At 61.8% G+C, this 22,340-nt stretch carries 21 protein-coding genes; 3 read left to right on the top strand and 18 right to left on the bottom strand.

Annotated features, from left to right (window positions below):
* From AC07VU_RS03875 to AC07VU_RS03845, 7 genes are all read right to left on the bottom strand, one after another.
* Positions 1–804, bottom strand: a complete 804-nt coding sequence (locus AC07VU_RS03875) for an ABC transporter ATP-binding protein (RefSeq protein ID WP_009041542.1) — start codon at positions 802–804, stop codon at positions 1–3.
* Positions 801–1,949, bottom strand: a complete 1,149-nt coding sequence (locus tag AC07VU_RS03870) for an ABC transporter permease (protein WP_114761148.1) — start codon at positions 1,947–1,949, stop codon at positions 801–803. The genes AC07VU_RS03875 and AC07VU_RS03870 overlap by 4 nt, the downstream gene beginning before the upstream one ends.
* A 69-nt stretch (positions 1,950–2,018) precedes the next feature.
* Positions 2,019–3,050 (bottom strand): DUF5924 family protein, encoded by a 1,032-nt coding sequence (locus AC07VU_RS03865; protein WP_007924268.1) that lies wholly within the window; start codon positions 3,048–3,050, stop codon positions 2,019–2,021.
* A gap of 61 nt (positions 3,051–3,111) precedes the next feature.
* On the bottom strand, positions 3,112–4,497 hold the full coding sequence (locus AC07VU_RS03860; protein WP_495029540.1) for a M16 family metallopeptidase: 1,386 nt from the start codon (positions 4,495–4,497) through the stop codon (positions 3,112–3,114).
* A gap of 56 nt (positions 4,498–4,553) precedes the next feature.
* Entirely contained in the window at positions 4,554–6,212 is a 1,659-nt protein-coding gene (locus AC07VU_RS03855; protein WP_009041545.1) for a Na/Pi cotransporter family protein, read from the bottom strand.
* A 215-nt stretch (positions 6,213–6,427) separates the two neighbouring features.
* Positions 6,428–7,195, bottom strand: coding sequence for a TerC family protein (locus tag AC07VU_RS03850; protein WP_495029539.1), 768 nt, complete (start codon positions 7,193–7,195; stop codon positions 6,428–6,430).
* A gap of 88 nt (positions 7,196–7,283) precedes the next feature.
* Positions 7,284–8,591 carry a CitMHS family transporter gene (locus tag AC07VU_RS03845; RefSeq protein WP_007924260.1) on the bottom strand — a complete coding sequence of 436 codons (1,308 nt, stop codon included), beginning with the start codon at positions 8,589–8,591 and terminating at the stop codon, positions 7,284–7,286.
* A 344-nt stretch (positions 8,592–8,935) separates the two neighbouring features.
* Between AC07VU_RS03845 and AC07VU_RS03840 the strand changes: the two genes are divergently transcribed.
* Positions 8,936–9,337: a GFA family protein gene (locus AC07VU_RS03840; RefSeq protein WP_495029538.1), complete on the top strand. Its 402-nt coding sequence runs from the start codon at positions 8,936–8,938 to the stop codon at positions 9,335–9,337.
* A gap of 80 nt (positions 9,338–9,417) precedes the next feature.
* Here AC07VU_RS03840 and AC07VU_RS03835 read toward each other — a convergent pair whose 3' ends face one another.
* The 11 genes from AC07VU_RS03835 to AC07VU_RS03785 form a co-directional block, all read right to left on the bottom strand.
* Positions 9,418–11,379, bottom strand: a complete 1,962-nt coding sequence (locus tag AC07VU_RS03835) for a DUF7844 domain-containing protein (protein WP_457275343.1) — start codon at positions 11,377–11,379, stop codon at positions 9,418–9,420.
* Positions 11,376–11,696, bottom strand: a complete 321-nt coding sequence (locus AC07VU_RS03830; protein WP_007924254.1) for a DUF2388 domain-containing protein — start codon at positions 11,694–11,696, stop codon at positions 11,376–11,378. Before AC07VU_RS03830 ends, AC07VU_RS03835 begins: the two co-directional genes overlap by 4 nt.
* Positions 11,697–11,723: 27 nt before the next feature.
* Positions 11,724–12,032: a DUF2388 domain-containing protein gene (locus tag AC07VU_RS03825; protein WP_274305158.1), complete on the bottom strand. Its 309-nt coding sequence runs from the start codon at positions 12,030–12,032 to the stop codon at positions 11,724–11,726.
* 106 nt (positions 12,033–12,138) lie between these two features.
* Entirely contained in the window at positions 12,139–12,456 is a 318-nt protein-coding gene (locus AC07VU_RS03820; RefSeq protein ID WP_007924251.1) for a DUF2388 domain-containing protein, read from the bottom strand.
* Positions 12,457–12,619: 163 nt separating this feature from the next.
* Complete coding sequence (locus AC07VU_RS03815) at positions 12,620–12,829, bottom strand: DUF1127 domain-containing protein (protein ID WP_274305159.1); 210 nt, start codon at positions 12,827–12,829, stop codon at positions 12,620–12,622.
* Between the two features lie 277 nt (positions 12,830–13,106).
* Positions 13,107–13,322 (bottom strand): DUF1127 domain-containing protein, encoded by a 216-nt coding sequence (locus AC07VU_RS03810; protein WP_007924247.1) that lies wholly within the window; start codon positions 13,320–13,322, stop codon positions 13,107–13,109.
* Positions 13,323–13,641: 319 nt separating this feature from the next.
* Positions 13,642–15,135, bottom strand: coding sequence for a succinyl-CoA:acetate CoA-transferase ScpC (scpC, locus tag AC07VU_RS03805; RefSeq protein ID WP_457275345.1), 1,494 nt, complete (start codon positions 15,133–15,135; stop codon positions 13,642–13,644).
* A gap of 180 nt (positions 15,136–15,315) precedes the next feature.
* Positions 15,316–16,752, bottom strand: coding sequence for an NAD(P)(+) transhydrogenase (Re/Si-specific) subunit beta (locus AC07VU_RS03800; RefSeq protein ID WP_053263268.1), 1,437 nt, complete (start codon positions 16,750–16,752; stop codon positions 15,316–15,318).
* Positions 16,752–17,075: an NAD(P) transhydrogenase subunit alpha part 2 gene (locus AC07VU_RS03795; protein WP_495029537.1), complete on the bottom strand. Its 324-nt coding sequence runs from the start codon at positions 17,073–17,075 to the stop codon at positions 16,752–16,754. Before AC07VU_RS03795 ends, AC07VU_RS03800 begins: the two co-directional genes overlap by 1 nt.
* A gap of 15 nt (positions 17,076–17,090) precedes the next feature.
* A complete protein-coding gene (locus tag AC07VU_RS03790; protein ID WP_274305161.1) occupies positions 17,091–18,212 on the bottom strand; it encodes a Re/Si-specific NAD(P)(+) transhydrogenase subunit alpha in 1,122 nt (373 codons plus the stop codon).
* A 451-nt stretch (positions 18,213–18,663) separates the two neighbouring features.
* Positions 18,664–19,563: a LysR family transcriptional regulator gene (locus AC07VU_RS03785; protein WP_009046306.1), complete on the bottom strand. Its 900-nt coding sequence runs from the start codon at positions 19,561–19,563 to the stop codon at positions 18,664–18,666.
* A 157-nt stretch (positions 19,564–19,720) separates the two neighbouring features.
* On the opposite strand from AC07VU_RS03785, the gene AC07VU_RS03780 reads away from it, so the two are divergent.
* Positions 19,721–20,902 (top strand): acyl-CoA dehydrogenase, encoded by a 1,182-nt coding sequence (locus AC07VU_RS03780; RefSeq protein WP_007924234.1) that lies wholly within the window; start codon positions 19,721–19,723, stop codon positions 20,900–20,902.
* A 13-nt stretch (positions 20,903–20,915) separates the two neighbouring features.
* Entirely contained in the window at positions 20,916–22,136 is a 1,221-nt protein-coding gene (locus AC07VU_RS03775; RefSeq protein WP_102678778.1) for a CaiB/BaiF CoA transferase family protein, read from the top strand.
* Positions 22,137–22,340 lie beyond the last annotated feature (204 nt).

Here is a 22,340-nt window from a genome sequence, read left to right as displayed (position 1 = left end):
TCATACCTCGTTGAGCTGTGTAGCGGCCTGATACGCCGCGCGGCCGCGAGGGCCATGGAAGTATTCGTGAATCCAGGCGTCGTCGGTCTCGGCGACCTGGTCGATGGCATCCGCCACCAGCACCTTTTTCTGTGCCAGCACCGCCACCCGGTCGGTGATGGTGTACAGCGTGTCCAGGTCATGGGTAACCAGGAACACGCTCAGGCCCAGGGCGTCACGCAGGGTCAGGATCAATTGGTCGAAAGCCGCGGCGCCGATCGGGTCGAGGCCGGCGGTGGGTTCGTCGAGAAACAGGATGTCCGGGTCCAGGGCCAGCGCCCGGGCCAGGGCGGCGCGCTTGATCATGCCGCCGGACAGCGAGGCCGGGTATTTGTCGGCCGCCGACAACGGCAACCCGGCCAGCGCCAGTTTCACCGCCGCCAGGTGCTCGGCATCGGCGCGGCTCAGGCCGGCATGCTCGATCAGCGGCAGGGCGACGTTTTCGGTCACGGTCAGCGACGAGAACAGCGCGCCCTTCTGGAACAGCACGCCGAAGCGCCGTTCGATCAGCGAGCGCTCATGTTCCGCCAGGCTCGGCAGGTTCTGGCCGAAGACCCGCACCGAACCTGCGCTGGGCTGGCGCAGGCCGATGATGCTGCGCAGCAGCACCGACTTGCCGCTGCCCGAACCGCCGACCACCGCGAGGATCTCGCCCTTGTACAGGTCCAGGTCGAGGTTTTCGTGCACGCTCTGCGGGCCGAAGCGATTGCACAGGCCACGGACTTCGATCACCGCCTCGGCGGGCGGACGGGTTGAACGGTTCACCAGCCCATCTCCATGAAGAACAGCGCGGCGACGGCATCGAGGACGATCACCACGAAGATCGATTGCACCACGCTGGAGGTGGTGTGGGCGCCCACGGATTCGGCGCTGCCGCTGACCTTGAAACCTTCCAGGCAGCCGATGGCGGCGATCAGGAAGGCGAAGATCGGCGCCTTGACCATGCCCACCAGGAAGTGCTGCACGCCGATGTCCGATTGCAGCAAGGCGAGGAACATCGCCGGCGAGATATCCAGTGACAGCGCACAGACCACCCCGCCGCCGACAATCCCCGAGAGCATCGCCAGGAAGGTCAGCATCGGCAGCGCCACCAGCAGCGCCAGGACCCGGGGCAGCACCAGCAGCTCCATCGGGTCCAGGCCCAGGGTGCGGATGGCGTCGATTTCCTCGTTGGCCTTCATCGAGCCGATCTGCGCGGTGAAGGCGCTCGCGGTCCGCCCGGCCATGAGGATCGCGGTGAGCAGCACACCGAACTCACGCAGGAAGGAGAACGCCACCAGGTCCACGGTAAAGATGCTGGCGCCGAAACTCTGCAGCACCGTGGCGCCGAGGAAGGCCACCACGGCGCCCACCAGAAAGGTCAGCAAGGCGACGATGGGCGCGGCGTCGAGGCCGGTCTGCTCGATATGCGCGACCATCGGCGTGATGCGCCAGCGCTTGGGGCGCAGCAGGCCGCGGGCCAGGGTTTCGAGGATCAGGCCGACGAAGCCCAGCAGCTTCAGGCTGTCCTGCCAGATGGCGTCGACCGCCTTGCCGATCCGGGTCAGCAACTGGATGCCGACCGATATTTCCGGCTCCTTGAGCGGTACGCAGAAGTCGGTCAGCGAGCAGTAGACGGTCTGCAGCAGCGCGCGGTCGGCCGAAGACAAGGTGCAATCGGGGTGTTCGGTGGACTGGCCGAGACGCTCGGAGCCCAGCAGCTCGACCAACAGCGAGGCGCCCGCGGTATCCAGGGCGCCGAGACCGTTGAGGTCGATGTGAGTGCTGGTGTCGTACTGTCCGGTGAGCTTTTCGCAGAGGTGCTTGAGCTCGGTGTAATGGACGAGCGTCCAGTCCCCCGCGACTCGCAACCGCGAGGGGGAACTCGACGTATCCAGTTGGGCACTGCCGGCCGTCGTGCTCTGAGTCATAAGCTCCGTGCTTGCATGGTTTTTACGCAGTGCTACGTAATACCACGATCGAGACGACTTTGCCTTGTACTAAGGTGCTGAGTCTTGCCCGTTGGTGCCGGTGATCTTGAAGCGCAGCACGCCGATCACCTGCCCGTCTTCGGTCAGCACCCGGACCTGCCAGCTGCCGGTCGGATCACCGGGGAAGTTCTGCTTGTGCGACCAGGCGCGGTAGCCCTCCTTGCGCCCGCCGTGGATGTCCAGGGCCACCCGGTCGACCTCTTTACCGTTGAATTGCCAGACGTGATAAATACGCTCGTCCAGCCCACGCGGCGCATTGATCGCGGTGTAGGCATACAGCCCGGCGCTGCGCACGTCGTTGGCGCTGACCTCCTTGAGGCTGGCGCCGGGGGTGCGGTCCTGCAACTGGGTGCTGATGGCTTCCTCGGCGATCCACAAGGTCGCCGGCGGAACCCAGGAGCGCAGCAGCCAGCCAGTGCCGCCGATGGCCAGGGTCATGCCCAGCAGCATCAGCGCGCCGCGCAGGTTGCGGATCGGGAAGATCGACGCGAGGCTGGGGAACGACAGCAGCATGGCGATGCCCAGGGCCAGCTTGAAGCTCTGCGCGGTGGTCAGGTGCAGGATGATCGGCAGCGCGGTCAGCAAGGCGGCGAACAGCGTCAGGGTGTGCAGGGCGAGGAACAGCCAGCGGCGTGGGGCCAGCCATTTGTAGTACAGCGGGTCGATGATCGAGACCAGCGCCGAGGCGCCCAGCAGGCCGGTAAATACCAGCTGCCCGCTGTTCCAGGCAGTGGTGATGAAGAAGAACGGCAGGACGAAAAACAGGCTTTCCTGGTGAATCATCTGCGTTGCGTAACGCAGCAGCGGCTGGGGGATTTCCCGCTTGAAGATCTTGGTGAACAGCTGGGTCAGGCTGTTTTCCAGCATCAGCCAGATCCAGCTCACCAGCATGATCACGGCGATCCAGGTGGCCAGGCCCTGTTGGCGGTCCACCAGGATGAAACTGCCGACACCGGAAATGAAACCGCCGAGCGCAATGACCCCTGGGTAGCGCTTCATCAGTTCCAGGATGCGCTGCATGTAATGAGTCAGGTTTGGCATTCGGCGATCACACTAGAAAAAATCCCCGACAGAATAACGGTTTAGCATGACAAAAGACGCATCAGGCACGGATTCGTTTGCGATAAGCCCGCCCGCCGAACAGCGCCAGAACAATCAATAGCAGTGCGCCGAGGATCAGCCCGCTCAAGGCCGCATAGCTCAGCAGCGGTTTTTCGATCCGCAGGTAGCCGGGCTGTTCCAGCAGTTGGCGCATGGCCTGGTTGGCCTGCTTCAGGCTGACGGCTTGCAGGCGCTTGGCCGGATCGCTGAAACGCCCGTCCGCGTAGTCGCTCAAGGCGCCCCAGTAGTAGTCCGCCAGGGCGCTATTGCCCTGTACCGCCCAGGCCTGGCGAGCAATGGCGGCCTGTTGCAGACGGGCGAAGGTCGCCGGCTCCAGGCCGTCCTTGAGCAACTGCGCCTTGAGCTCGTCGATCGCTTGCCGGGCCTGGGACACGTCCGCGCGCTCCAGGTCGGCATTCAGGCTGAGAAAGCCGACGCCGCCGAACACCTCGCGTTCGCTGTTCGGCCCGTAGGACAGCTCATGCTGCAGGCGCAGTTTCTGATACAGCGCCCAGTCCAGGTAATCCTTGAGCAGATCGAAGGTTTCATCGTGCTGCCGGTCGAGGGTCGGCTCGGGGAACAGCCAGTGCAGCTTGGCGCTGTCGCCGACCCAGCCGTGGATCAGGCTGCGCTCGGCGGCGGCCGTTTGTTGAATGTCCGGCAGGCCCTGGTGCTCGCTGGGCTCCACCGGTTCCAGCGCCCCGTAGCTGCGTTCCAGGTAGGCCGGCAGCAGGCGATCAAGGTCGCCGACGACGATCAGGGTCATGTTGTTCGGCGCGTACCAGTTCTTGCGCAGCTGCTCCAGCTGTTCCAGGGTCAGTTGATCGACCTCGGCCCGTTCGGCGCACTTCAGGCCCAGCTCCACCGCCAGCTGATTGCTGGCGGTGTGGCCCAGGTCCTGGCGGTCCAGCCAGCGTTGCAGGTGCGAGTAATGCCCGCCGTCCTCGCGCTCGACCACCCGTTTCGCCGTTTGCAATGCGTTGTCGTCGAGCTCGGTACGGGTCAAGAGGGCCAGCAGCAGGTCCAGCACCTTGCGCTGGTTTTTCGCCGGAGCCTCGATGACGAACGTGGTGTCGGCATTGCTGGTGTAGGCATTCCACTCGCCGCCCAGGGCTTGCATGCGTTCCTCCAGCCCACCCTCGCCGCTGGCGTCGATGCCGCTGAATAGCAGATGTTCGAGCACATGCGGCAGTTCCTTGTCGGCGCAGCCGAAGTCGTCCAGCCCTACCCCGACCACCAGGCGAATCGCCACGTGACCGCGCACGTTGCCCGGCTTGAGCAGCAACTGCAGGCCGTTGGGCAGCATGTAGCCCTCGACCTGGAAGCGATCCAGGGCAAACGAATGGGCTGATCCGAGCAGCAGACAGGCGAATAACAGGCAACGCATAACGGGCTTCCTTACGACGGGCGTAAGTTCTACAGACTTCGGGTAACTGTGGACGTTCAGGGTGAATGGGTGATGTCAGCCATATCGTCCACGGCGAGCGCGCCAGTTTCGGAGGAACCCAGCACCACGTAGGCGCTGCCGCAGAACAGCGAATTCAAGCGCTTCATATCGGCGATCAGTTCCAGATGCAGCGAGCTGGTCTCGATGCTCTGGACGATTTTACGTTGCAGACGGCTGACATGGGCATGGGCCAGGCGACGTTCCTGAGCGCGAAAGCGGCGCTTTTCCCGCAGCAGCTGCCGGGCACTTTCCGGATCGGCGCTGAGAAATACCGAAAGCCCCAGGCGCAGGTTGGCGATCAACTGTTCATGCAGGCCGGCCAGTTCTTCCAGGCCGACTTCGGAAAAGGAGCGACGCTGCGCGGTCTTCTGCTGCTGGACCTTGCGCAACATGCGTTCGATCAGGTCGCTGGCCAGTTTCAGGTTGATCGCCAGTTCGATGATCTCGGCCCAGCGCCGGCTGTCCTGTTCGCCCAGGTCTTCCCGGGGCATCTGCGCCAGGTAGAGTTTGATCGCGTTATAGAGCACTTCGACATCGTCGTTGAGGTTGCGCATTTCCTGGGTGATCGCGGTCTGCTTGCCGTGCAGCACATCGCGCACGGCTTCGAGCATGGTTTCGACCAGGTCGCCGATGCGCAGGGTTTCCCGCGCCGCGTTGGCCAGGGCCAGGCTGGGGGTGGCCAGGGCGGTCGGATCGAGGTGGCGAGGCTTGGCCCGGCCATTGGTTTCCGGGCGTTCCGGCAGCAACCAGGTGCAGACCTTGGCCATCGGCCCGACCGTCGGTAGCAGTACCAGGCAACGCAGGGTGTTGTAGAGCAAGTGGAAACCGATCACCACTTCTTGCGGGCTGAAGTCCAGGCTGTCCATCCAGTGGGCGAGCGGGTCGAGCACCGGAATGATCAGCACCAGGCCGATCAGCTTGTACAGCAGGCTGCCCAGCGCCACCTGGCGGCCGGCGGCGTTCTGCATGTTGGTGCTGAGAAAGGCCAGCACCCCGCTGCCGATGTTGGCGCCGATCACCAGGCCGATGGCCACCGGCAGGCTGATCACGCCGGCTCCGGCCAGGGTCGCGGTGAGCAGCACGGCCGCCAGGCTGGAGTAGGAAATCATGGCGAACAACGCGCCCATCAAGGCGTCGAGCAGGATGTCGCCGGTCAGCGAGGCGAACAGGACTTTCACGCCCTGGGCATGGGTGATGGGCGCGGCGGCCTCGACGATCAATTGCAGGGCCAGGATGATCAGCCCCAGGCCGATCCCTACCCGCCCGAGCTGGCCGGCGCGGGTCTGTTTGCGCGACAGGAAGAAGATCACCCCGAGAAAGATCAGCAGCGGCGACAGCCAGGACAGGTCGAAGGTCAGCACCCGGGCCATCAGCGCGGTGCCGACGTCGGCGCCGAGCATGGTCGCCAGGGCGGGTGTCAGGGCCATCAGCCCCTGGCCGACGAACGAGGTGACCAGCATCGCCGTGGCGTTGCTGCTCTGGACCATGGCGGTGACCAGGATCCCGGCGATGAAAGCCAACGGACGCTTGGCCATGTTCTGGCCGATCAGGTGGCGCAGGTTCGAGCCATAGACCCGCAGGATGCCGGTGCGGACGATATGCGTGCCCCAGATCAGCAAGGCCACGGCGGACAGCAAATTGAGCAGGGTGAGCATAACGGCCCCCTGTGGTGAATAGCGCCCCAGAGGGGCAAGTTAACGGTGCCGCGCGTTGTTCTACGTTCTGTACTTAAGCTGTAGTTGGCTAACGGTCTGTGCGCCAGCATCGCATAGCTGATGCGGCGATTGAAACAAAACTGTCATGAAAAAAACGTCTTTTCGCGGGCGTGAAAAAGGGGCTCGAAAGCCCCTTTTCCTGCTGCGCTCTCGGGTTATTGACCCGGGATGTCCTTACGCAGTTTCACCGGCTCCTGCTGCTTTTTCTTTTTCGCGATGGCAGTGCGCATCTTGATGTTGATCGCCTCCACCGCCAGCGAGAAGGCCATGGCGAAGTAGACGTAGCCTTTTGGCACGTGCACTTCGAACGCCTCGGCGATCAGTACGGTACCGACCACCAGCAGGAACGACAGCGCCAGCATTTTCAGCGACGGGTGCTTGTCGATGAACTCGCTGATGGTGCCCGAAGCCAGCATCATCACCAGCACCGCGACGATGATCGCCGCGACCATGACCGGTACATGGGAGACCATGCCGACGGCGGTGATCACCGAGTCCAGGGAGAACACGATGTCGATGATCGCGATCTGGATGATGGTGTAGAGGAAGTTGCCGCCCTTGCCGCCTGGCTCTTCCGCGGTTTCGTCCTCGCCTTCCAGGGCGTGGTACATCTCCTGGGAGCTCTTCCAGAGCAGGAACAGGCCACCGAAGAACAGGATCAGGTCACGCCCGGAAATACCCTGGCCGAAGACCACGAACAGGTCGGCGGTCAGGCGCATGACCCAGGTGATCGACAGCAACAGGAGGATCCGCGTGATCATGGCCAGCGCCAGACCGAAAATCCGGGTCCGTGCCTGCATGTGCTTGGGCATGCGGCTGACCAGGATCGAGATCATGATGATGTTATCGATACCCAGGACGATTTCCAGGGCGGTCAGGGTAAAGAAGGCAACCCAGATTTCCGGGTTGGTCAGCCATTCCATGTGTATTCCTTTGAGCGAGTGTTGTACCGCGCCAGTCGAGATTTCCGAGAACGAAGTCTAGCGGCCGGCGCGGTGAGTCAATTGCTTTTTATAGAGTGCTGAACAGCGGAAAAATCCCCATCAGCAAGGCGGCGAACATTATGCACAGGCAAACCAGCACTGCCCACTTGAGGGTGAAGCGCTGGTGATCGCCGAACTCGATACCGGCCAGGGCTACCAGCAGGTAGGTGGATGGTACCAGCGGGCTCAGCAAGTGGACGGGTTGGCCGACGATCGAGGCACGTGCCATTTCCACCGCGGTGATGCCGTAGTGACTGGCGGCCTCGGCGAGGACTGGCAACACACCGTAATAGAAGGCGTCGTTGGACATGAAGAAGGTGAACGGCATGCTCACCAGCGCGGTGATCACCGCCAGGTACGGGCCCAGTGCATCCGGAATCACCGCCAGCAGGCTCTTGGACATGGCATCGACCATGCCGGTACCGGACAGGATGCCGGTGAAGATACCGGCGGCGAAGATCAGCCCGACCACCGCCAGCACGCTGCCGGCATGGGCCGCGACGCGATCCTTCTGCTGTTGCAGGCACGGGTAGTTGACGATCATCGCGATACTGAAGGCCACCATGAACAGCACAGGCAGCGGCAACAGGCCGGCGATCAGTGCGCACATCAGGGCGAAGGTCAGGGCGCCGTTGAACCAGATCAGCTTCGGACGACGAGCATCCGGGAACTGCGAAACGCTGATTTCGCTGTGGTCGATCTCGTCGCCCTGCAGGTGCAGTTCGCCCAGGCGCGCACGTTCGCGCTTACCGTACATGTAGGCGATCGCCAGGATTGCCACCACGCCGGCCAGCATCGCCGGGATCATCGGCACGAAGATGTCCGACGGGTCGACATGCAGCGCACTGGCGGCACGGGCGGTCGGGCCACCCCAGGGAGTCATGTTCATCACACCGCCGGCCAGGATGATCAGGCCGGCCATGATCCGCGGGCTCATGCCGATGCGGCTGTACAGCGGCAGCATGGCCGCCACGCAGATCATGTAGGTGGTGGCGCCGTCGCCGTCCAGAGACACCACCAGCGCGAGCACGGCGGTACCGACCGAGACTTTGAGCGGGTCACCCTTGACCAGCTTGAGGATCTTGCGCACGGCCGGGTCGAACAGGCCGGAGTCGATCATCAAGGCGAAATACAGGATGGCGAACATCAGCATCACGCCGGTCGGTGCCAGCTTGGTGATGCCTTCGAGCATCATCGGGCCGATCTTCGGGGCAAAGCCGCCGAACAGCGCGAACAGGATTGGAACGATGATCAGGGCGATCAGCGCGGACAGGCGCTTGGTCATGATCAGGAACATGAAGGTGATGACCATGGCGAAGCCAAGGAAAGTCAGCATGGGAATACTCCAGGCGTAGCGCGGCTAGGGAATGGCGAACCGGATGGGGTCAGCGCAGAACGGGAAGCGCGGGACGGGCTGGAGGAAGCGGGACGAAAAGGCGGGTACGAACGGACATCAGAATCACCATTGTTGTTGTTAATTGGGCCTGGAGGCGCAAAAACGCCCATTGGCCAACCGGTCTGTTGCCGGCAGTGGAGGCGATCCTAATCGCGGAAGCTTTCAGCTACCTTTCGTTGTAGAAAGCAATGATCAGATGCGTCGCAAGCCGACGTGCGGTTAAAAAACAACCAGATCGGCCTGCTGACGGAGTTTTCCGCTGCCATTCGATGGGAGGTCCTCGTATGAGCCTGTTGCACACCGGCGGTTGCCACTGCGGCCAGCTGCGTTATCAGTTCAGCGGGCCGCTGCGCGATATTGCCCATTGCCATTGTTCGATCTGCCGACGGGTCAGCGGCGGCCTGGTGACTACCTGGATCACCCTGCCCCGCCAGGCTTTCCAATGGCTGGCCGGGACGCCAGCCCGCTACGACTCTTCGCCCGGTTGTGCGCGGTATTTCTGCTCGAACTGCGGGGCGCATCTGGCGCTGGTCACCCAATTGAGCCCAGACAGCATCGATGTGACCATCGCCACCCTGGACCATCCGGAGCTGGCGCCGGCCGAGCGGCATATCTGGACCGACAGCCGTTTGCCCTGGCTGCACCTGGATGAGCAGTTGCCGGGAGAGGCCGAGGAGACGTTGTAAGGTTGTGGGATCGCTTCGCGGGCAAGCCTCGTTCCTGCGCATTCTCGTAGGAGCGAGGCTTGCCTGCGAAGCTTTTGACGTCAGGGCAGTTCCAGCCCGCCCGCGGCTTTGTGCAGGGCCCGCAGATGTTCGCCGAGCTGTTTCAGGTTGGCCTCGTTGGCGGCGATTTCGGCAGCGCGGCTCGGCTCCAGCAATGCGCGCACCTCCTTGTCCAGATCGCCGGTCAGGGCTTGCAGCTGTTTCTGGCGCAGGCTGCTTTCCGCTTCCAGGCGTTGCCATTCGCTCGGCTGCGGCAAGCCATAACCGCTGCTACCGAGCAGTTCGGCCGGGCGACTGAGGAAGCCACTGTTGGCGAGGATTTCCTGCAGAGTCTTGTTGGCCTTGTCCATGCCGCCGTTCTGCAGCTCGCGAGCCCCCAGATAACGCTGCTTGACCTCATCCTGGGCCAGCAGCAACTGGCGCCGGAAGCTCGCCTGTTCGAGCAGCAGCAAGGCGGCGCTGGTGCGCAGGTCCGCCTGGTCGAACCACTGGCGACGCTGCGCGGCACTCAGGGACAGCCAGTCTTCGACGCTGTTCTGTTTGATCGGCAGGTGCTTTTTCAACACCTCGAACATCGCCTGGTAGCGGTCGCGGAAGGAGTCGAAGCGATACCCCAGGCGCAAGGCTTCGCGAGGATCGTCCAATACGCTGGTGTCGGCCAGGCCGCGGCCCTTGAGCACTTCCAGCAGGCCGTTGGGCATGATGCTGTCGAGCCCGGTGAGCTGGGCATTGTTGCTGCCGCTGCGCAGCAGCTTCAGGCTTTCCACGGCGCAGTTGTTGGACAGGAAGTAATAGTTGCCGTCGTAGCTCCAGTGCATCTCGGCGGCACGCTCGACCACTTCTTCGATCTCGTTGCGCGACAGGTTCAGCGGCACCGAAGCCAGGCTGCGCAGCTCGGTCTTGGTGTATTCATCGATGACCTGGGCCAATGGCAGGATAAACAGGCGGGACGGGTATTTGCCGACCAGGCCGTCCCAGCTCGACAGCTGCACGTCACCGACAAAGGCGCGGTAGGACAGCACCAGGTGCTGCTCGAGGTCCAGTCGGCAATCCGGCCCGCGCGGCCGGCCAGGTGCGCAGATCACCAGGCGCAACATGCTGTGCCCCCAGCGGCTGACCCAGTTCTGGTTGGCTTCGGCCAGCAGGTAATCCACGGCATAGACCCGCTCCGGGTCGACCTTGCCTAGCGGCTGCTTGGCGAAGTCGTTGCCGGCGTTGAGGAAGGCGAAGGACTGGGCGCAGGTGTCCTTGGCCTTCGGCGCCCAGCCGAAGTGTTCCTGGTAATAACGGTACAGTGCCGGTCGGCGGCAGGCGTAGCTCGGGTCCAGGAGGAAGTACTCCATGTTCACCGCGACGAACTCTTTGGGGTTGGTCGTTTCGTAGATATCCGGGCTGCGAGCGACCTGGCGGTTGTACTGCTCGCGTTCGCCGCGGCGGCCGACGTATTGCGGCCAGCCGGCGAGGTCGAGCAGGCGCGGGTCGTCGCTGAGGGTGAAGCGGCGCGCGGTCTGGCCGCGGCACTGGTCCGGCAGCCCGATCAGGCCCGAGGCGCTGTTCTGGCGACTGCAGCGCTGGATCAGCGTGCGTTCGGCACCCGACCACAGGCGCGAACGGTCATAAATATGGGTGAGTTCATGCAGCACGGTGGCGAGCATTTCCCGGCGCACGGTGCCATGGGGACGATGGGTTTTCTGGGTGGCCGCGCTGCCGTCGGTGAGGCTGGCCAGCAGTTTGCGATTCAGGTCGAGTTCGTCGACCAACGATGCCTGGCCGTAGGCGTTGTGAGGCATGTCGTCGGTCCAGCCGACATCGATGCGACGGTCCAGTTGTTCGATGAAGCGCGGCGGCAGCGCTTGCATCGCTTCATCCAGCAGCACCTGGCTGGCGTGCTGCTGCTCCGGGCTCAAGCCTTCGGTCTTGAGCCGCAGTTGCAGACCGGCCTGAGCGCTGTTGCCCAGGAGTAACAGCGCTGCGCCCAGCAGCCAGGCGGCGAGCGGCCTCACAGTGCGAGGATGGCTTCGGCGAGCACCTGATCACTGGCGCCGCGGGCTTGCGGCACACGGTTACGCAAGGTATCGAAGGCGGCTTCCAGTTGGGCGCCACGAATATCGCCGTCGCTGGCGACGAAGCTGGCGGCGTCGTCATGGGCGGCACGTACGATTTTCGAGTCGCGGATGGAGGTGGTGGTGTCCGAGGTGAAATCGATGGTACGACCAAAGGCTCGAACGATGATGTTACTGGTGGCTACCAGGGTTTGCGCCTGGGCCACATCAGCCAACAGCAACAGGCCAAGGGTGGCAGCAATCAGCGGGCTACGCATGGAACGACTCCGGGATGACAGGGATAGTTATTGGACGAGAATTGCCTGCGCCAGTTCAAGGTCGCCGACATGAAGTTGTGGCTGGGTTTTACGCAGGTATTTCAGGGCTGATTCCAGCCGGGCTCCGCGCAGGTGGCCGTCAGTGGCAATGAACGCCGCGGCATCATCCTGGGCCGCCAGTACGCGTTTGTTGTCGAAAGGCGCGGAGGTCACTTTGCTGGTGGCGTAGCCCGTGATGACCAGGCCTTGCGTGCTCAGGTCAAAAGCAGCGGCCGAGCCAGTCCAACACAGGGCAATCAACGAAGGGACGGTAAGCAAGGATCTGAAAAAACGCATGAGTCTCGACAGCTGAAAAACCAGCGGCAAGGCTAGCGCAATGCCCGGGCGAGAGCCAGCGCCCAGGGTTTCGGGTGCGTTGGCGCACCCGTCACCGGAGCGGAAGTCAGATCGTCAGGATGGCCTGAGCGAGCTGGGCGTCAGTAGCGCTCAGTTGTGGCAACTGCTGGCGGATGTGGTCAAACGCGCTTTCCAGCTTCACACCGCGAATGGCGCCTTCGGTAGCGACAAAACTGGCGGCGTCGTCACGAGCGGCGCGCACGATTTTGTTGTCACGGAACGAGGATGTGACGTCGGAAGTCGCATCGGAAGTGGCCTTGAGTGCGCCAACTACCGCATCGGTGGTAACGATAAAGCTGGAGGCGTGGGCGTTGGAGGCCAAGGCCAGCAAGGCAGCAGCGCTGAGCAGGCGAAGACGGGACATAGGTAAACTCCTTGATAACAGATAGGGTGGTGCTGAGTGGGCACCAGGTAGTCACTGTGGGGCAGATGAATCAGACGCCCCTTCAGGAAAATCGCTACACGCTACCGGATATTAGGCCCACCCCATCTGTTCGAATAGCCCTCTTCTGCTGTCCTGGTGCGAACTAGCGCCAGAAGGGCTTATCCAGTTCGGCCATGCGATCGCTGTGGCTGATACCTACATCGGATAATTGCTGATCGTTGAGCCCCGCCAGCACCCGACGTGTTCGGGCGTTCTGCTGCATCTGGTACAAGGCGCGGTACAAGCGTTTCCACACGCTTATCTGAGGATGGGAAAAGCTGAGAGGTGCGATACGTCCTGGTATGTGGTTCATGGTGCGGTCCTTTCGGCAGGCCGAAGTCAGGGACTTGGGACACCATGTTGCTATTCATGCAGGCACGCATACAGATACACCGGCATGAAATTGTACTGGTTCAGTTTAATTTATATTTAAACTGTATCTGTCGGGCCATGCCCTTTCTGTACCGGCGGCTTCCGGCATTGTCAGGCCTTAAACGACAAAACCCGTCGCGGTTGCCCGCGACGGGTTTTGTTTTTTCAATTCGGGGTGCTGGCGGTGGACCCGATGGGTCAGAGCCAGCGACGCTAACTTAGCGCCAGAACGGCTTGCTCAGCTCTTCGTAGCGTTGAGCTTCGCTGATACCTGCGTCAGCCAGCAGACGCGAATCCAGGCGAGCCAGTTGGTGGCGGCTGGAGATGCGGCGCTGCCACAGCATCAGGTTGGCGAGAACGCGCAGAGGCAGGGAAGCCTGGGTTTTTGCAGCTTTGTCTTCGAAGAACAGTTCGGAACTGAGTGTACGTTCCATGGTGTGCATCCTTCCGCTTGTGGCGGGATTAGGTAGTGGTTTAACTGGTGCCCATGATCCTCCTCTCGCGCCAGTCTCTCTAGATACAGTTCATCTGTATTGTGAGGGACCAGTTAACTGTTTATAGGTGCTGTACTGTTCGGAAATGATGCAACTGTACCTGTCGGCACCATTTAGGTGCGATTCCGGATGTTTTCTTGAAAAAGGTAGGGTTTTGAGGGGGTAAAAGACCGGTACAGCAGTACAGTTTTTGACAAGTGTTTAAGGGTTATCGATGAGCTGACGCAACTGTGCTTGCGTCAGCCATCGACTGTACCCATCACACAGCGAGCATGCGCCCGGTTTCTTCCAGGTTCATGTGCCAGCGCAGGGCATCGCGCAGGATGTGCGGCGTGTGACCGCCCAGGGCGCAGGCGGCGGTGAAGTAGTCATTCAGCGCCTGGCGATAGTCCGGGTGTACACAGTTGTCGATGATTACCCGTGCCCGCTCCCGTGGCGCCAGACCACGCAGGTCGGCCAGGCCGATCTCGGTCACCAGGATGTCGACGTCGTGCTCGGTGTGGTCGACGTGACTGACCATCGGCACCACGCTGGAAATCGCCCCGCCTTTGGCAATGGACTTGGTGACGAAGATCGCCAGGTGCGCGTTGCGCGCGAAGTCACCCGAACCACCGATGCCGTTCATCATCCGCGTGCCGCAGACGTGGGTGGAGTTGACGTTGCCGTAGATGTCGAACTCCAGGGCGGTGTTGATGCCGATGATGCCCAGGCGACGCACCACTTCCGGGTGGTTGGAGATCTCCTGCGGGCGCAGTACCAGCTTGTCCTTGTAGCGCTCCAGGTTGCCGAACACATCGGCGTTGCGGCGGCTCGACAGGGTGATCGAGCTGCCTGAGGCGAAGCTCAGCTTTCCGGCGTCGATCAGGTCGAAAGTCGAGTCCTGCAGCACTTCGGAGTACATGGTCAGATCTTCGAACGGCGATTCGATCAGGCCGCACATCACCGCGTTGGCGATATTGCCGATGCCTGCCTGCAGCGGGCCGAGCTTGTTGCTCATGCGGCCAGCGTCCACTTCCTGCTTGAAGAAGTTGATCAGGTGATTGGCGATGCCCTGGGTTTCGCTGTCAGGGGGCGAGACGGTGGATGGCGAGTCCGCCTGGTTGGTGATGACGATAGCGACGATCTTCTCCGCCGGGATCGGGATGGCGGTGCTGCCGATACGGTCGTCGACCTTCACCAGCGGGATGGGCGTGCGGGTCGGCCGGTAGGTCGGGATATAGATGTCGTGCAGGCCTTCCAGGTTCGGGTTGTGCGCCAGGTTGATCTCGACGATCACGTGCTTGGCGAAGATTGCGAAACTGGCGGAGTTGCCCACCGAGGTGGTCGGCACGATATGGCCCTGCTCGGTGATCGCCACGGCTTCGATGACGGCGATGTCCGGCAGCTTGAGCTGCTGGTTGCGCAACTGTTCCACGGTTTCCGACAGGTGCTGGTCGATGAACATCACCTCGCCGGCATTGATCGCCTTGCGCAGGGTGCTGTCGACCTGGAACGGCATGCGTCGAGCCAGGACACCGGCCTCGGTGAGTTGCTTGTCGAGGTCATTGCCCAGGCTGGCGCCGGTCATCAGGCTGATTTTCAGTGGGGTTACCTTGGCGCGCTCGGCCAACGCATGGGGCACGGCCTTGGCTTCGCCGGCGCGGGTGAAACCGCTCATGCCGACGGTCATGCCGTCCTGAATCAGAGCGGCAGCGTCGGCGGCGCTCATCACCTTATCCAACAACGAAGGCAAGCGGATACGATCACGGTACATGGATTGTTATCTCGGGCAGCGGAAGCAAGATGCGCAGTCTAGTGATTTCAAAAAAATTCGTCCCGCTACCAAGGTCGAATGAAAGGCCGCGATTTAGAGCCTTTTGTCGGGTTTGTGCGGGAAATAAAAAACCCCAGCCTACTAAAGGCTGAGGTCTTGGGTGTTGCGCTGGAGCAGGTTTTATTCGACGGCTTTGACCATGTCTTCGATGACTTTCTTGGCGTCGCCGAACACCATCATGGTCTTGTCCAGATAGAACAGTTCGTTGTCCAGGCCGGCATAGCCGCTGGCCATCGAACGCTTGTTGACGATGACGGTCTTGGCCTTGAACGCTTCGAGAATCGGCATGCCGGCGATCGGCGATTTCGGATCGTTCTTCGCCGCCGGGTTGACCACGTCGTTGGCGCCGAGCACCAGCACCACGTCGGCCTGGCCGAACTCGGAGTTGATGTCTTCCATTTCGAACACCTGGTCGTACGGCACTTCGGCCTCGGCCAGCAGCACGTTCATGTGGCCGGGCATGCGCCCTGCTACCGGGTGGATCGCGTACTTCACGGTCACGCCGCGGTGTACCAGTTTCTCGGTCAGCTCCTTCAGTGCGTGCTGTGCCCGGGCGACTGCCAGGCCGTAACCCGGAACGATGATCACGGTGTCGGCGTTGGTCAGCAGGAAGGTGGCGTCGTCGGCCGAGCCGGACTTCACCGGGCGGGCCTCTTGCGCGCCCGCCGGGCCGCCAGCGTCGGCAGTGTTGCCGAAGCCGCCAAGCAGTACGTTGAAGAACGAACGGTTCATCGCCTTGCACATGATGTACGACAGGATCGCACCGGACGAGCCCACCAGGGAGCCGGCGATGATCAGCATCGAGTTGTTCAGCGAGAAGCCGATCCCCGCCGCTGCCCAGCCCGAGTAGCTGTTGAGCATCGACACCACCACCGGCATGTCGGCACCGCCGATCGGGATGATGATCAGCACGCCCAGCACGAAGGCCAGGACCAGCATCAGGGCGAAGGCGCCGAGGTTGCCGGTGAGCATGAAGGTCACGCCCAGGCCCAGGGTCGCCAGGCCGAGAACCAGGTTCAGCTTGTGTTGGCCGCCGAACTGTACCGGTGCGCCCTGGAACAGGCGGAACTTGTACTTGCCCGACAGCTTGCCGAAGGCGATCACCGAACCGGAGAAGGTGATGGCACCGATGGCCGCACCGAGGAACAGCTCCAGGCGGTTACCGGCCGGAATTGCATCACCCAGTTGCTTGACGATGCCCAGGGACTGCGGCTCGACCACGGCGGCGATGGCAATGAACACCGCAGCCAGACCGATCATGCTGTGCATGAAGGCCACCAGCTCCGGCATCTTGGTCATTTCCACGCGCTTGGCCATGATCGAACCGGCGGTGCCGCCGATCAGCAGGCCGACGATCACGTAGCCGATGCCAACGGTCGCCAGCTCCGCGCCGAGCTTGAATACCAGGCCGACGGTGGTGACGATCGCCAGGGCCATGCCGAGCATGCCGAACAGGTTGCCGCGGCGCGAGGAGGTCGGGTGCGACAGGCCTTTGAGGGCCTGGATAAAGCAGATCGACGCGATCAGGTAGAGCGTCGTTACCAGATTCATGCTCATTACTTGGGCGCCTCTTCTTTCACGGCTTTCGGGGCTTTTTTCTTGAACATCTCAAGCATGCGGCGGGTTACCAGAAAACCGCCGAATACGTTGACCGCGGCCAAGGCCACGGCCAGCGTGCCCATGGTCTTGCCCAGCGGCGTCACGGTCAGGGTGGCGGCCAGCATGGCGCCGACGATCACGATCGCCGAAATGGCGTTGGTCACCGCCATCAGCGGCGTGTGCAGTGCGGGTGTAACGTTCCAGACCACGTGATAACCGACATAAATCGCCAGCACGAAGATGATCAGGTTGTAGATACCGGGGGAGATAAGCTCTTCCATCGTCTGAATCCCTGCTTAGGCGTTTTTACGGATGACTTGGCTGTCGCGGCACATCAGGCACGCGGCGACGATGTCGTCTTCTAGGTTGACCTCGAACTGACCTTCTTTGGTGAAGACGAGCTTCAGGAAGTCCAGCAGGTTGCGGGCGTACAGCGCCGAGGCGTCGGCAGCGACAGCGCCGGCCAGGTTGGTCGGGCCGACGATGGTCACGCCATTCTCGACCACCACCTGATCCGCCACGGTCAGCGGGCAGTTGCCGCCCTGGGCCGCGGCGAGGTCGACGACCACCGATCCCGGCTTCATCTGGGCCACGGTTTCGGCGCTCAGCAGTACTGGCGCCTTGCGGCCTGGAATCAGGGCGGTGGTGATCACGATGTCGGCCTGCTTGGCGCGTTCGTGCACGGCCTGGGCCTGGCGCTGCATCCAGCTGGCAGGCATCGGGCGTGCGTAGCCACCGACACCGACGGCGCATTCACGCTCCTCATCGGTCTCGTAAGGCACGTCGACGAACTTGGCCCCCAGGGATTCGATCTGTTCCTTGACCGCCGGACGGACGTCCGAGGCCTCGATCACGGCGCCCAGGCGCTTGGCGGTGGCGATGGCCTGCAGGCCGGCAACGCCGGCACCGAGAATCAGTACGCGAGCGGCTTTCACGGTGCCCGCGGCGGTCATCAGCATCGGCATGAAGCGCGGGTAATAGTGGGCAGCCAACAGCACCGCCTTGTAACCGGCGATGTTGGCTTGCGAGGACAGCACATCCAGGCTCTGAGCCCGCGAGGTACGCGGCGCTGCTTCCAGGGCGAAGGCGGTGATGCCGCGCTCGGCCATCTTGGCAATGGTTTCATTGCTGAACGGATTGAGCATGCCCACCAGGACGGTGCCACTCTTGATCAGGGCCAGTTCGCTGTCGCTGGGAGCCACGACCTTGAGAATCAGCTCCGCGCCGAATGCATCGTTGGCGCTGCCAATGGTTGCACCTGCCGCTTCATAGGCACTGTCGACAACACTGGCGTTGATGCCGGCGCCGCTCTGCACAGTGACTTTATGACCCTGGCCGATCAGTTTCTTGATGGTTTCCGGGGTTGCTGCAACCCGTGTTTCACCCGTTTGGGTCTCGAGAGGAACACCAATGTGCACGTCAAATCTCCTGCGTGATCTTATTGCTTTCGATCTTTTTTAGAAGGCCAGCGCACTACGGATGGTGCAGCTGGGGCGGCCGATCAGCACGATCCCGCCAGAATCAAGGCGGGGCGCGGCATTTTGCAGGCGAACATTACGCCCTTCAAGGGATTATGAGGGGTGACGGAAAATTAACTACAAGTCACCCCGTGACCGAATGTCGCAAGGGTAGGGCTCAATCCCTTGTAAGCCGTGCCTTGTAAGGATTTCGACGGAAAATAAAACATTTTTCACATTGCTCATGTGAATGGGCGTTTATGGCCCTCAAAAAGCCCTACAAGCCGCGTGGTTAGGCACTTATAGGACGGTTGTTCCGCTTATCGATACAGCCTGCCTAAATGCGACATTTAGTTATATCTGTAGTGTTTGATTTTTCCTGACTACTAAGTCAGCTTGCTGCCCTGCCCCGCTATTTCTCAAGGCTGTAGCTTTGTGCCTGCTCCACCAGCCAATCGCGAAAAGCCCGTAAAGACGCTGATTCCACCTTGCGCTCGGGAATCATCAGGTAATACGCCTTGATGCTCGCTAGTGCTTCGGGGTTGGCGATCACCAGGCGCTTTTCCCTCAGCTCCCGTTGAATAAGGAATGGCGGGATCAGGGCGATGCCCATGTCGTGCATGGCGGCCTGCGCCAGCATGGAGAATAGTTCGTAACGCGGGCCTGTCATGTCTCGCGGGATATTCAGGTGCTGTGAGTTGAACCATTGCCGCCAGGCATAGGGGCGCGTGGTCTGTTGCAGCAGCGGCAACTCGGCGATTTCTTCGGCGCTTAGCCGGGTGCGGTTGCCCAGGGTTGCGGGGCTGCATACCGGCATAGGGTTTTCTCCCATCAGGCGATGGGATTGGGTGCCCGACCAGTCGGCATCGCCAAAGTAAATCGCGGCGTCGAAGTCGGTATCGGCGAACAGGAAAGGCCGGGTGCGGTTGGTCAGGTTGACCGTGACTTCCGGGTGTCGCTGCTGAAAATCCTTGAGTCGGGGCAGCAGCCATTGGGTGCCAAAGGTCGGGACCACCGCCAGCTCGATGACGTTGGCGCCCTGCTGGCCCATGACGGACAGCGTGTCGCGTTCCACCGCGTCCAGTTGAGTCGCCACGCGGCGGCTGTAGGAGAGCCCGGCTTCGGTTAGCTTGACGCCGCGTCGGGACCGGCGGAACAGCTCGACCCCGAGAAACTCTTCCAGGCTGGCGATCTGTCGGCAAATTGCACCTTGTGTCAGCGAAAGCTCCTGCGCCGCCTTGGTAAAGCTCTCGTGACGTGCGGCGGCTTCGAAGCTGATGAGGGCGGCAGTGCTGGGGATCTTTCTGCGCATGTACGGCAATCTCACTAATGGAATCGCTAAAAGCCGCTTGCGGCTGTTACGGAGTGAGAAATTAGCACAACAGTATGCGAAATCCTCGTTTGCTGCGCCCGCAAAGCCGGCCTAGGATCAGTCCACGAACGTTGACCTACTTCACGAGGACTCACTTATGGGCGGTAAAGCAAGCTTCAACTGGATCGATCCCCTTCTGCTGGATCAACAGCTCACTGAAGAGGAGCGCATGGTGCGCGACAGTGCCGAGCAATTCGCTCAAGGCAAGCTGGCGCCGCGTGTGCTCGAAGCTTTCCGTCATGAAAAGACCGACCCGGCGATCTTCCGCGAAATGGGCGAAGTTGGCCTGCTGGGTGCCACCATCCCCGAGCAGTACGGTGGCAGCGGTCTGAACTATGTCTGCTACGGCTTGATTGCCCGCGAAGTGGAGCGTGTGGATTCCGGCTACCGCTCGATGATGAGCGTGCAGTCCTCCCTGGTGATGGTGCCGATCAATGAATTTGGTACCGAGGCCCAGAAGCAGAAGTATTTGCCGAAGCTGGCCTCTGGCGAGTGGATCGGCTGCTTTGGTCTGACCGAGCCTAACCATGGCTCCGACCCGGGCGCGATGATTTCCCGTGCTCGTAAGGTCGATGGCGGTTACAGCCTGACTGGTAGCAAGATGTGGATCACCAACAGCCCGATTGCTGACGTGTTCGTGGTCTGGGCCAAGGACGATGCTGGGGATATCCGCGGCTTCGTACTGGAGAAAGGTTGGAAAGGTCTGAGTGCTCCGGCGATTCACGGTAAGGTCGGGCTGCGCGCTTCCATCACCGGCGAAATCGTCATGGACAACGTCTTTGTGCCGGAAGAGAACATCTTCCCGGATGTACGGGGTCTGAAAGGTCCGTTCACCTGCCTGAACTCTGCCCGCTACGGTATTTCCTGGGGCGCCCTGGGTGCGGCCGAGTTCTGCTGGCACACCGCTCGCCAATACACGTTGGACCGTCAGCAATTCGGCCGCCCGCTGGCGGCTACCCAACTGATCCAGAAAAAACTGGCGGACATGCAGACCGAGATCACCCTCGCCCTTCAAGGCTGCCTGCGTCTGGGCCGGATGAAGGATGAAGGTACGGCGGCGGTGGAAATCACCTCGATCATGAAGCGCAACTCCTGCGGCAAGTCGCTGGACATCGCTCGCATGGCCCGCGACATGCTGGGCGGTAACGGCATCTCCGACGAGTTCGGCATCGCCCGTCACCTGGTCAACCTGGAAGTGGTGAACACCTACGAAGGGACCCATGACGTCCATGCGCTGATCCTGGGGCGCGCGCAGACCGGCATCCAGGCGTTCTACTGATAGGAGAACGACCATGGGCGCGTTATCTCATTTGCGGGTGCTGGACTTGTCGCGAGTGCTGGCCGGGCCTTGGGCCGGTCAGATCCTGGCGGACCTGGGGGCCGAGGTGATCAAGGTCGAGCGTCCGGGTAATGGTGACGATACGCGCGCCTGGGGGCCGCCTTTCCTCAAGGACGCTTATGGCGAGAACACTACGGAGGCTGCCTATTACCTGTCGGCCAACCGCAACAAGCAATCGGTGACTATCGACTTCACTCGGCCGGAAGGTCAGCGCCTGGTGCGCGAGTTGGCGGCCAAGTCCGACATTCTGATCGAGAACTTCAAGGTTGGCGGTCTGGCGGCCTATGGGTTGGACTATCAGTCGCTGAAGGCGCTCAACCCTAACCTGATCTATTGCTCCATTACCGGCTTCGGCCAGACCGGGCCTTATGCCAAGCGTGCCGGCTACGACTTCATGATCCAGGGATTGGGCGGGCTGATGAGCCTGACCGGGCGTCCCGAGGGGGATGAGGGCGCCGGGCCGGTGAAGGTCGGCGTGGCATTGACGGATATCCTGACGGGGTTGTACTCGACTGTGGCGATTCTTGCCGCATTGGCGCACCGGCAGCATGACGGCGGTGGGCAGCACATTGATATGGCGTTGCTGGATGTGCAGGTTGCGTGCCTGGCCAACCAGGCGATGAACTACCTGACCACCGGAGTCGCCCCCAAGCGCCTGGGTAATGCTCACCCGAATATCGTGCCTTATCAGGACTTTCCCACGGCGGATGGCGATTTCATCCTTACCGTGGGGAATGACGGGCAGTTCCGCAAGTTTGCCGAGGTGGCGGGCCAGCCGCAGTGGGCGGACGATCCGCGCTTTGCGACTAATAAGCTGCGGGTTGCCAATCGGGCGGTGCTGATTCCATTGATCCGTCAGGCCACGGTGTTCAAGACCACCGCTGAGTGGGTTGCCCAGTTGGAGCAGGCGGGGGTGCCTTGCGGCCCTATCAACGACCTGGCGCAGATGTTCGAGGACCCGCAGGTCAAAGCACGCGGGTTGGCGATCGAGCTGCCTCATGCGTTGGCGGGGTTGGTGCCTCAGGTAGCGAGTCCGATCCGTCTCTCCGAGACGCCGGTCGAGTACCGTCATGCGCCTCCTCTATTAGGAGAGCATACCGCCCAGGTTCTGCAGCGAGTGCTGGGGCTTGAGCTCGAGTCCGTGGATGCCTTGCGAGCCTCGGGCGTGGTGTGAATGCGCTCTTCTATATAGAGAGCATCTGATCCCTTCTATATAAGAGGCCTGAAAACACCCCTTTTGGGGTGTTTTCAGGTTTATTCATAGTAAAAGCAAATTAGGGGTTGACGGCAGATTCTGGAAGTCTATAATTCGCCCCACTTCCGGCGCAGTCGAAACGGAAAACTCCTTGAGATTCAACGAGTTACGCGGTTTTCGACA

The sequence above is a fragment of the Pseudomonas sp. GW821-FHT02B10 genome, from assembly GCF_059421865.1.
The sequence above is the reverse complement of the archived record's forward strand: the minus strand, read 5'-3'. Positions and strand labels throughout refer to the sequence as shown.

What these genes read in the sequence shown, in the direction of transcription:
- AC07VU_RS03865 (WP_007924268.1), bottom strand. Translation starts at nt 3,050, where the DNA reads ATGCCAAACCTGACTCATTACATGCAGCGCATCCTGGAACTGATGAAG.
- AC07VU_RS03820 (WP_007924251.1), bottom strand. Translation starts at nt 12,456, where the DNA reads ATGTCCCGTCTTCGCCTGCTCAGCGCTGCTGCCTTGCTGGCCTTGGCC.
- AC07VU_RS03860 (WP_495029540.1), bottom strand. Translation starts at nt 4,497, where the DNA reads ATGCGTTGCCTGTTATTCGCCTGTCTGCTGCTCGGATCAGCCCATTCG.
- AC07VU_RS03840 (WP_495029538.1), top strand. Translation starts at nt 8,936, where the DNA reads ATGAGCCTGTTGCACACCGGCGGTTGCCACTGCGGCCAGCTGCGTTAT.
- scpC (WP_457275345.1), bottom strand. Translation starts at nt 15,135, where the DNA reads ATGTACCGTGATCGTATCCGCTTGCCTTCGTTGTTGGATAAGGTGATG.
- AC07VU_RS03870 (WP_114761148.1), bottom strand. Translation starts at nt 1,949, where the DNA reads ATGACTCAGAGCACGACGGCCGGCAGTGCCCAACTGGATACGTCGAGT.
- AC07VU_RS03855 (WP_009041545.1), bottom strand. Translation starts at nt 6,212, where the DNA reads ATGCTCACCCTGCTCAATTTGCTGTCCGCCGTGGCCTTGCTGATCTGG.
- AC07VU_RS03795 (WP_495029537.1), bottom strand. Translation starts at nt 17,075, where the DNA reads ATGGAAGAGCTTATCTCCCCCGGTATCTACAACCTGATCATCTTCGTG.
- AC07VU_RS03815 (WP_274305159.1), bottom strand. Translation starts at nt 12,829, where the DNA reads ATGAACCACATACCAGGACGTATCGCACCTCTCAGCTTTTCCCATCCT.
- AC07VU_RS03845 (WP_007924260.1), bottom strand. Translation starts at nt 8,591, where the DNA reads ATGCTGACTTTCCTTGGCTTCGCCATGGTCATCACCTTCATGTTCCTG.
- AC07VU_RS03780 (WP_007924234.1), top strand. Translation starts at nt 19,721, where the DNA reads ATGGGCGGTAAAGCAAGCTTCAACTGGATCGATCCCCTTCTGCTGGAT.
- AC07VU_RS03810 (WP_007924247.1), bottom strand. Translation starts at nt 13,322, where the DNA reads ATGGAACGTACACTCAGTTCCGAACTGTTCTTCGAAGACAAAGCTGCA.
- AC07VU_RS03850 (WP_495029539.1), bottom strand. Translation starts at nt 7,195, where the DNA reads ATGGAATGGCTGACCAACCCGGAAATCTGGGTTGCCTTCTTTACCCTG.
- AC07VU_RS03775 (WP_102678778.1), top strand. Translation starts at nt 20,916, where the DNA reads ATGGGCGCGTTATCTCATTTGCGGGTGCTGGACTTGTCGCGAGTGCTG.
- AC07VU_RS03785 (WP_009046306.1), bottom strand. Translation starts at nt 19,563, where the DNA reads ATGCGCAGAAAGATCCCCAGCACTGCCGCCCTCATCAGCTTCGAAGCC.
- AC07VU_RS03830 (WP_007924254.1), bottom strand. Translation starts at nt 11,696, where the DNA reads ATGCGTAGCCCGCTGATTGCTGCCACCCTTGGCCTGTTGCTGTTGGCT.
- AC07VU_RS03800 (WP_053263268.1), bottom strand. Translation starts at nt 16,752, where the DNA reads ATGAGCATGAATCTGGTAACGACGCTCTACCTGATCGCGTCGATCTGC.
- AC07VU_RS03825 (WP_274305158.1), bottom strand. Translation starts at nt 12,032, where the DNA reads ATGCGTTTTTTCAGATCCTTGCTTACCGTCCCTTCGTTGATTGCCCTG.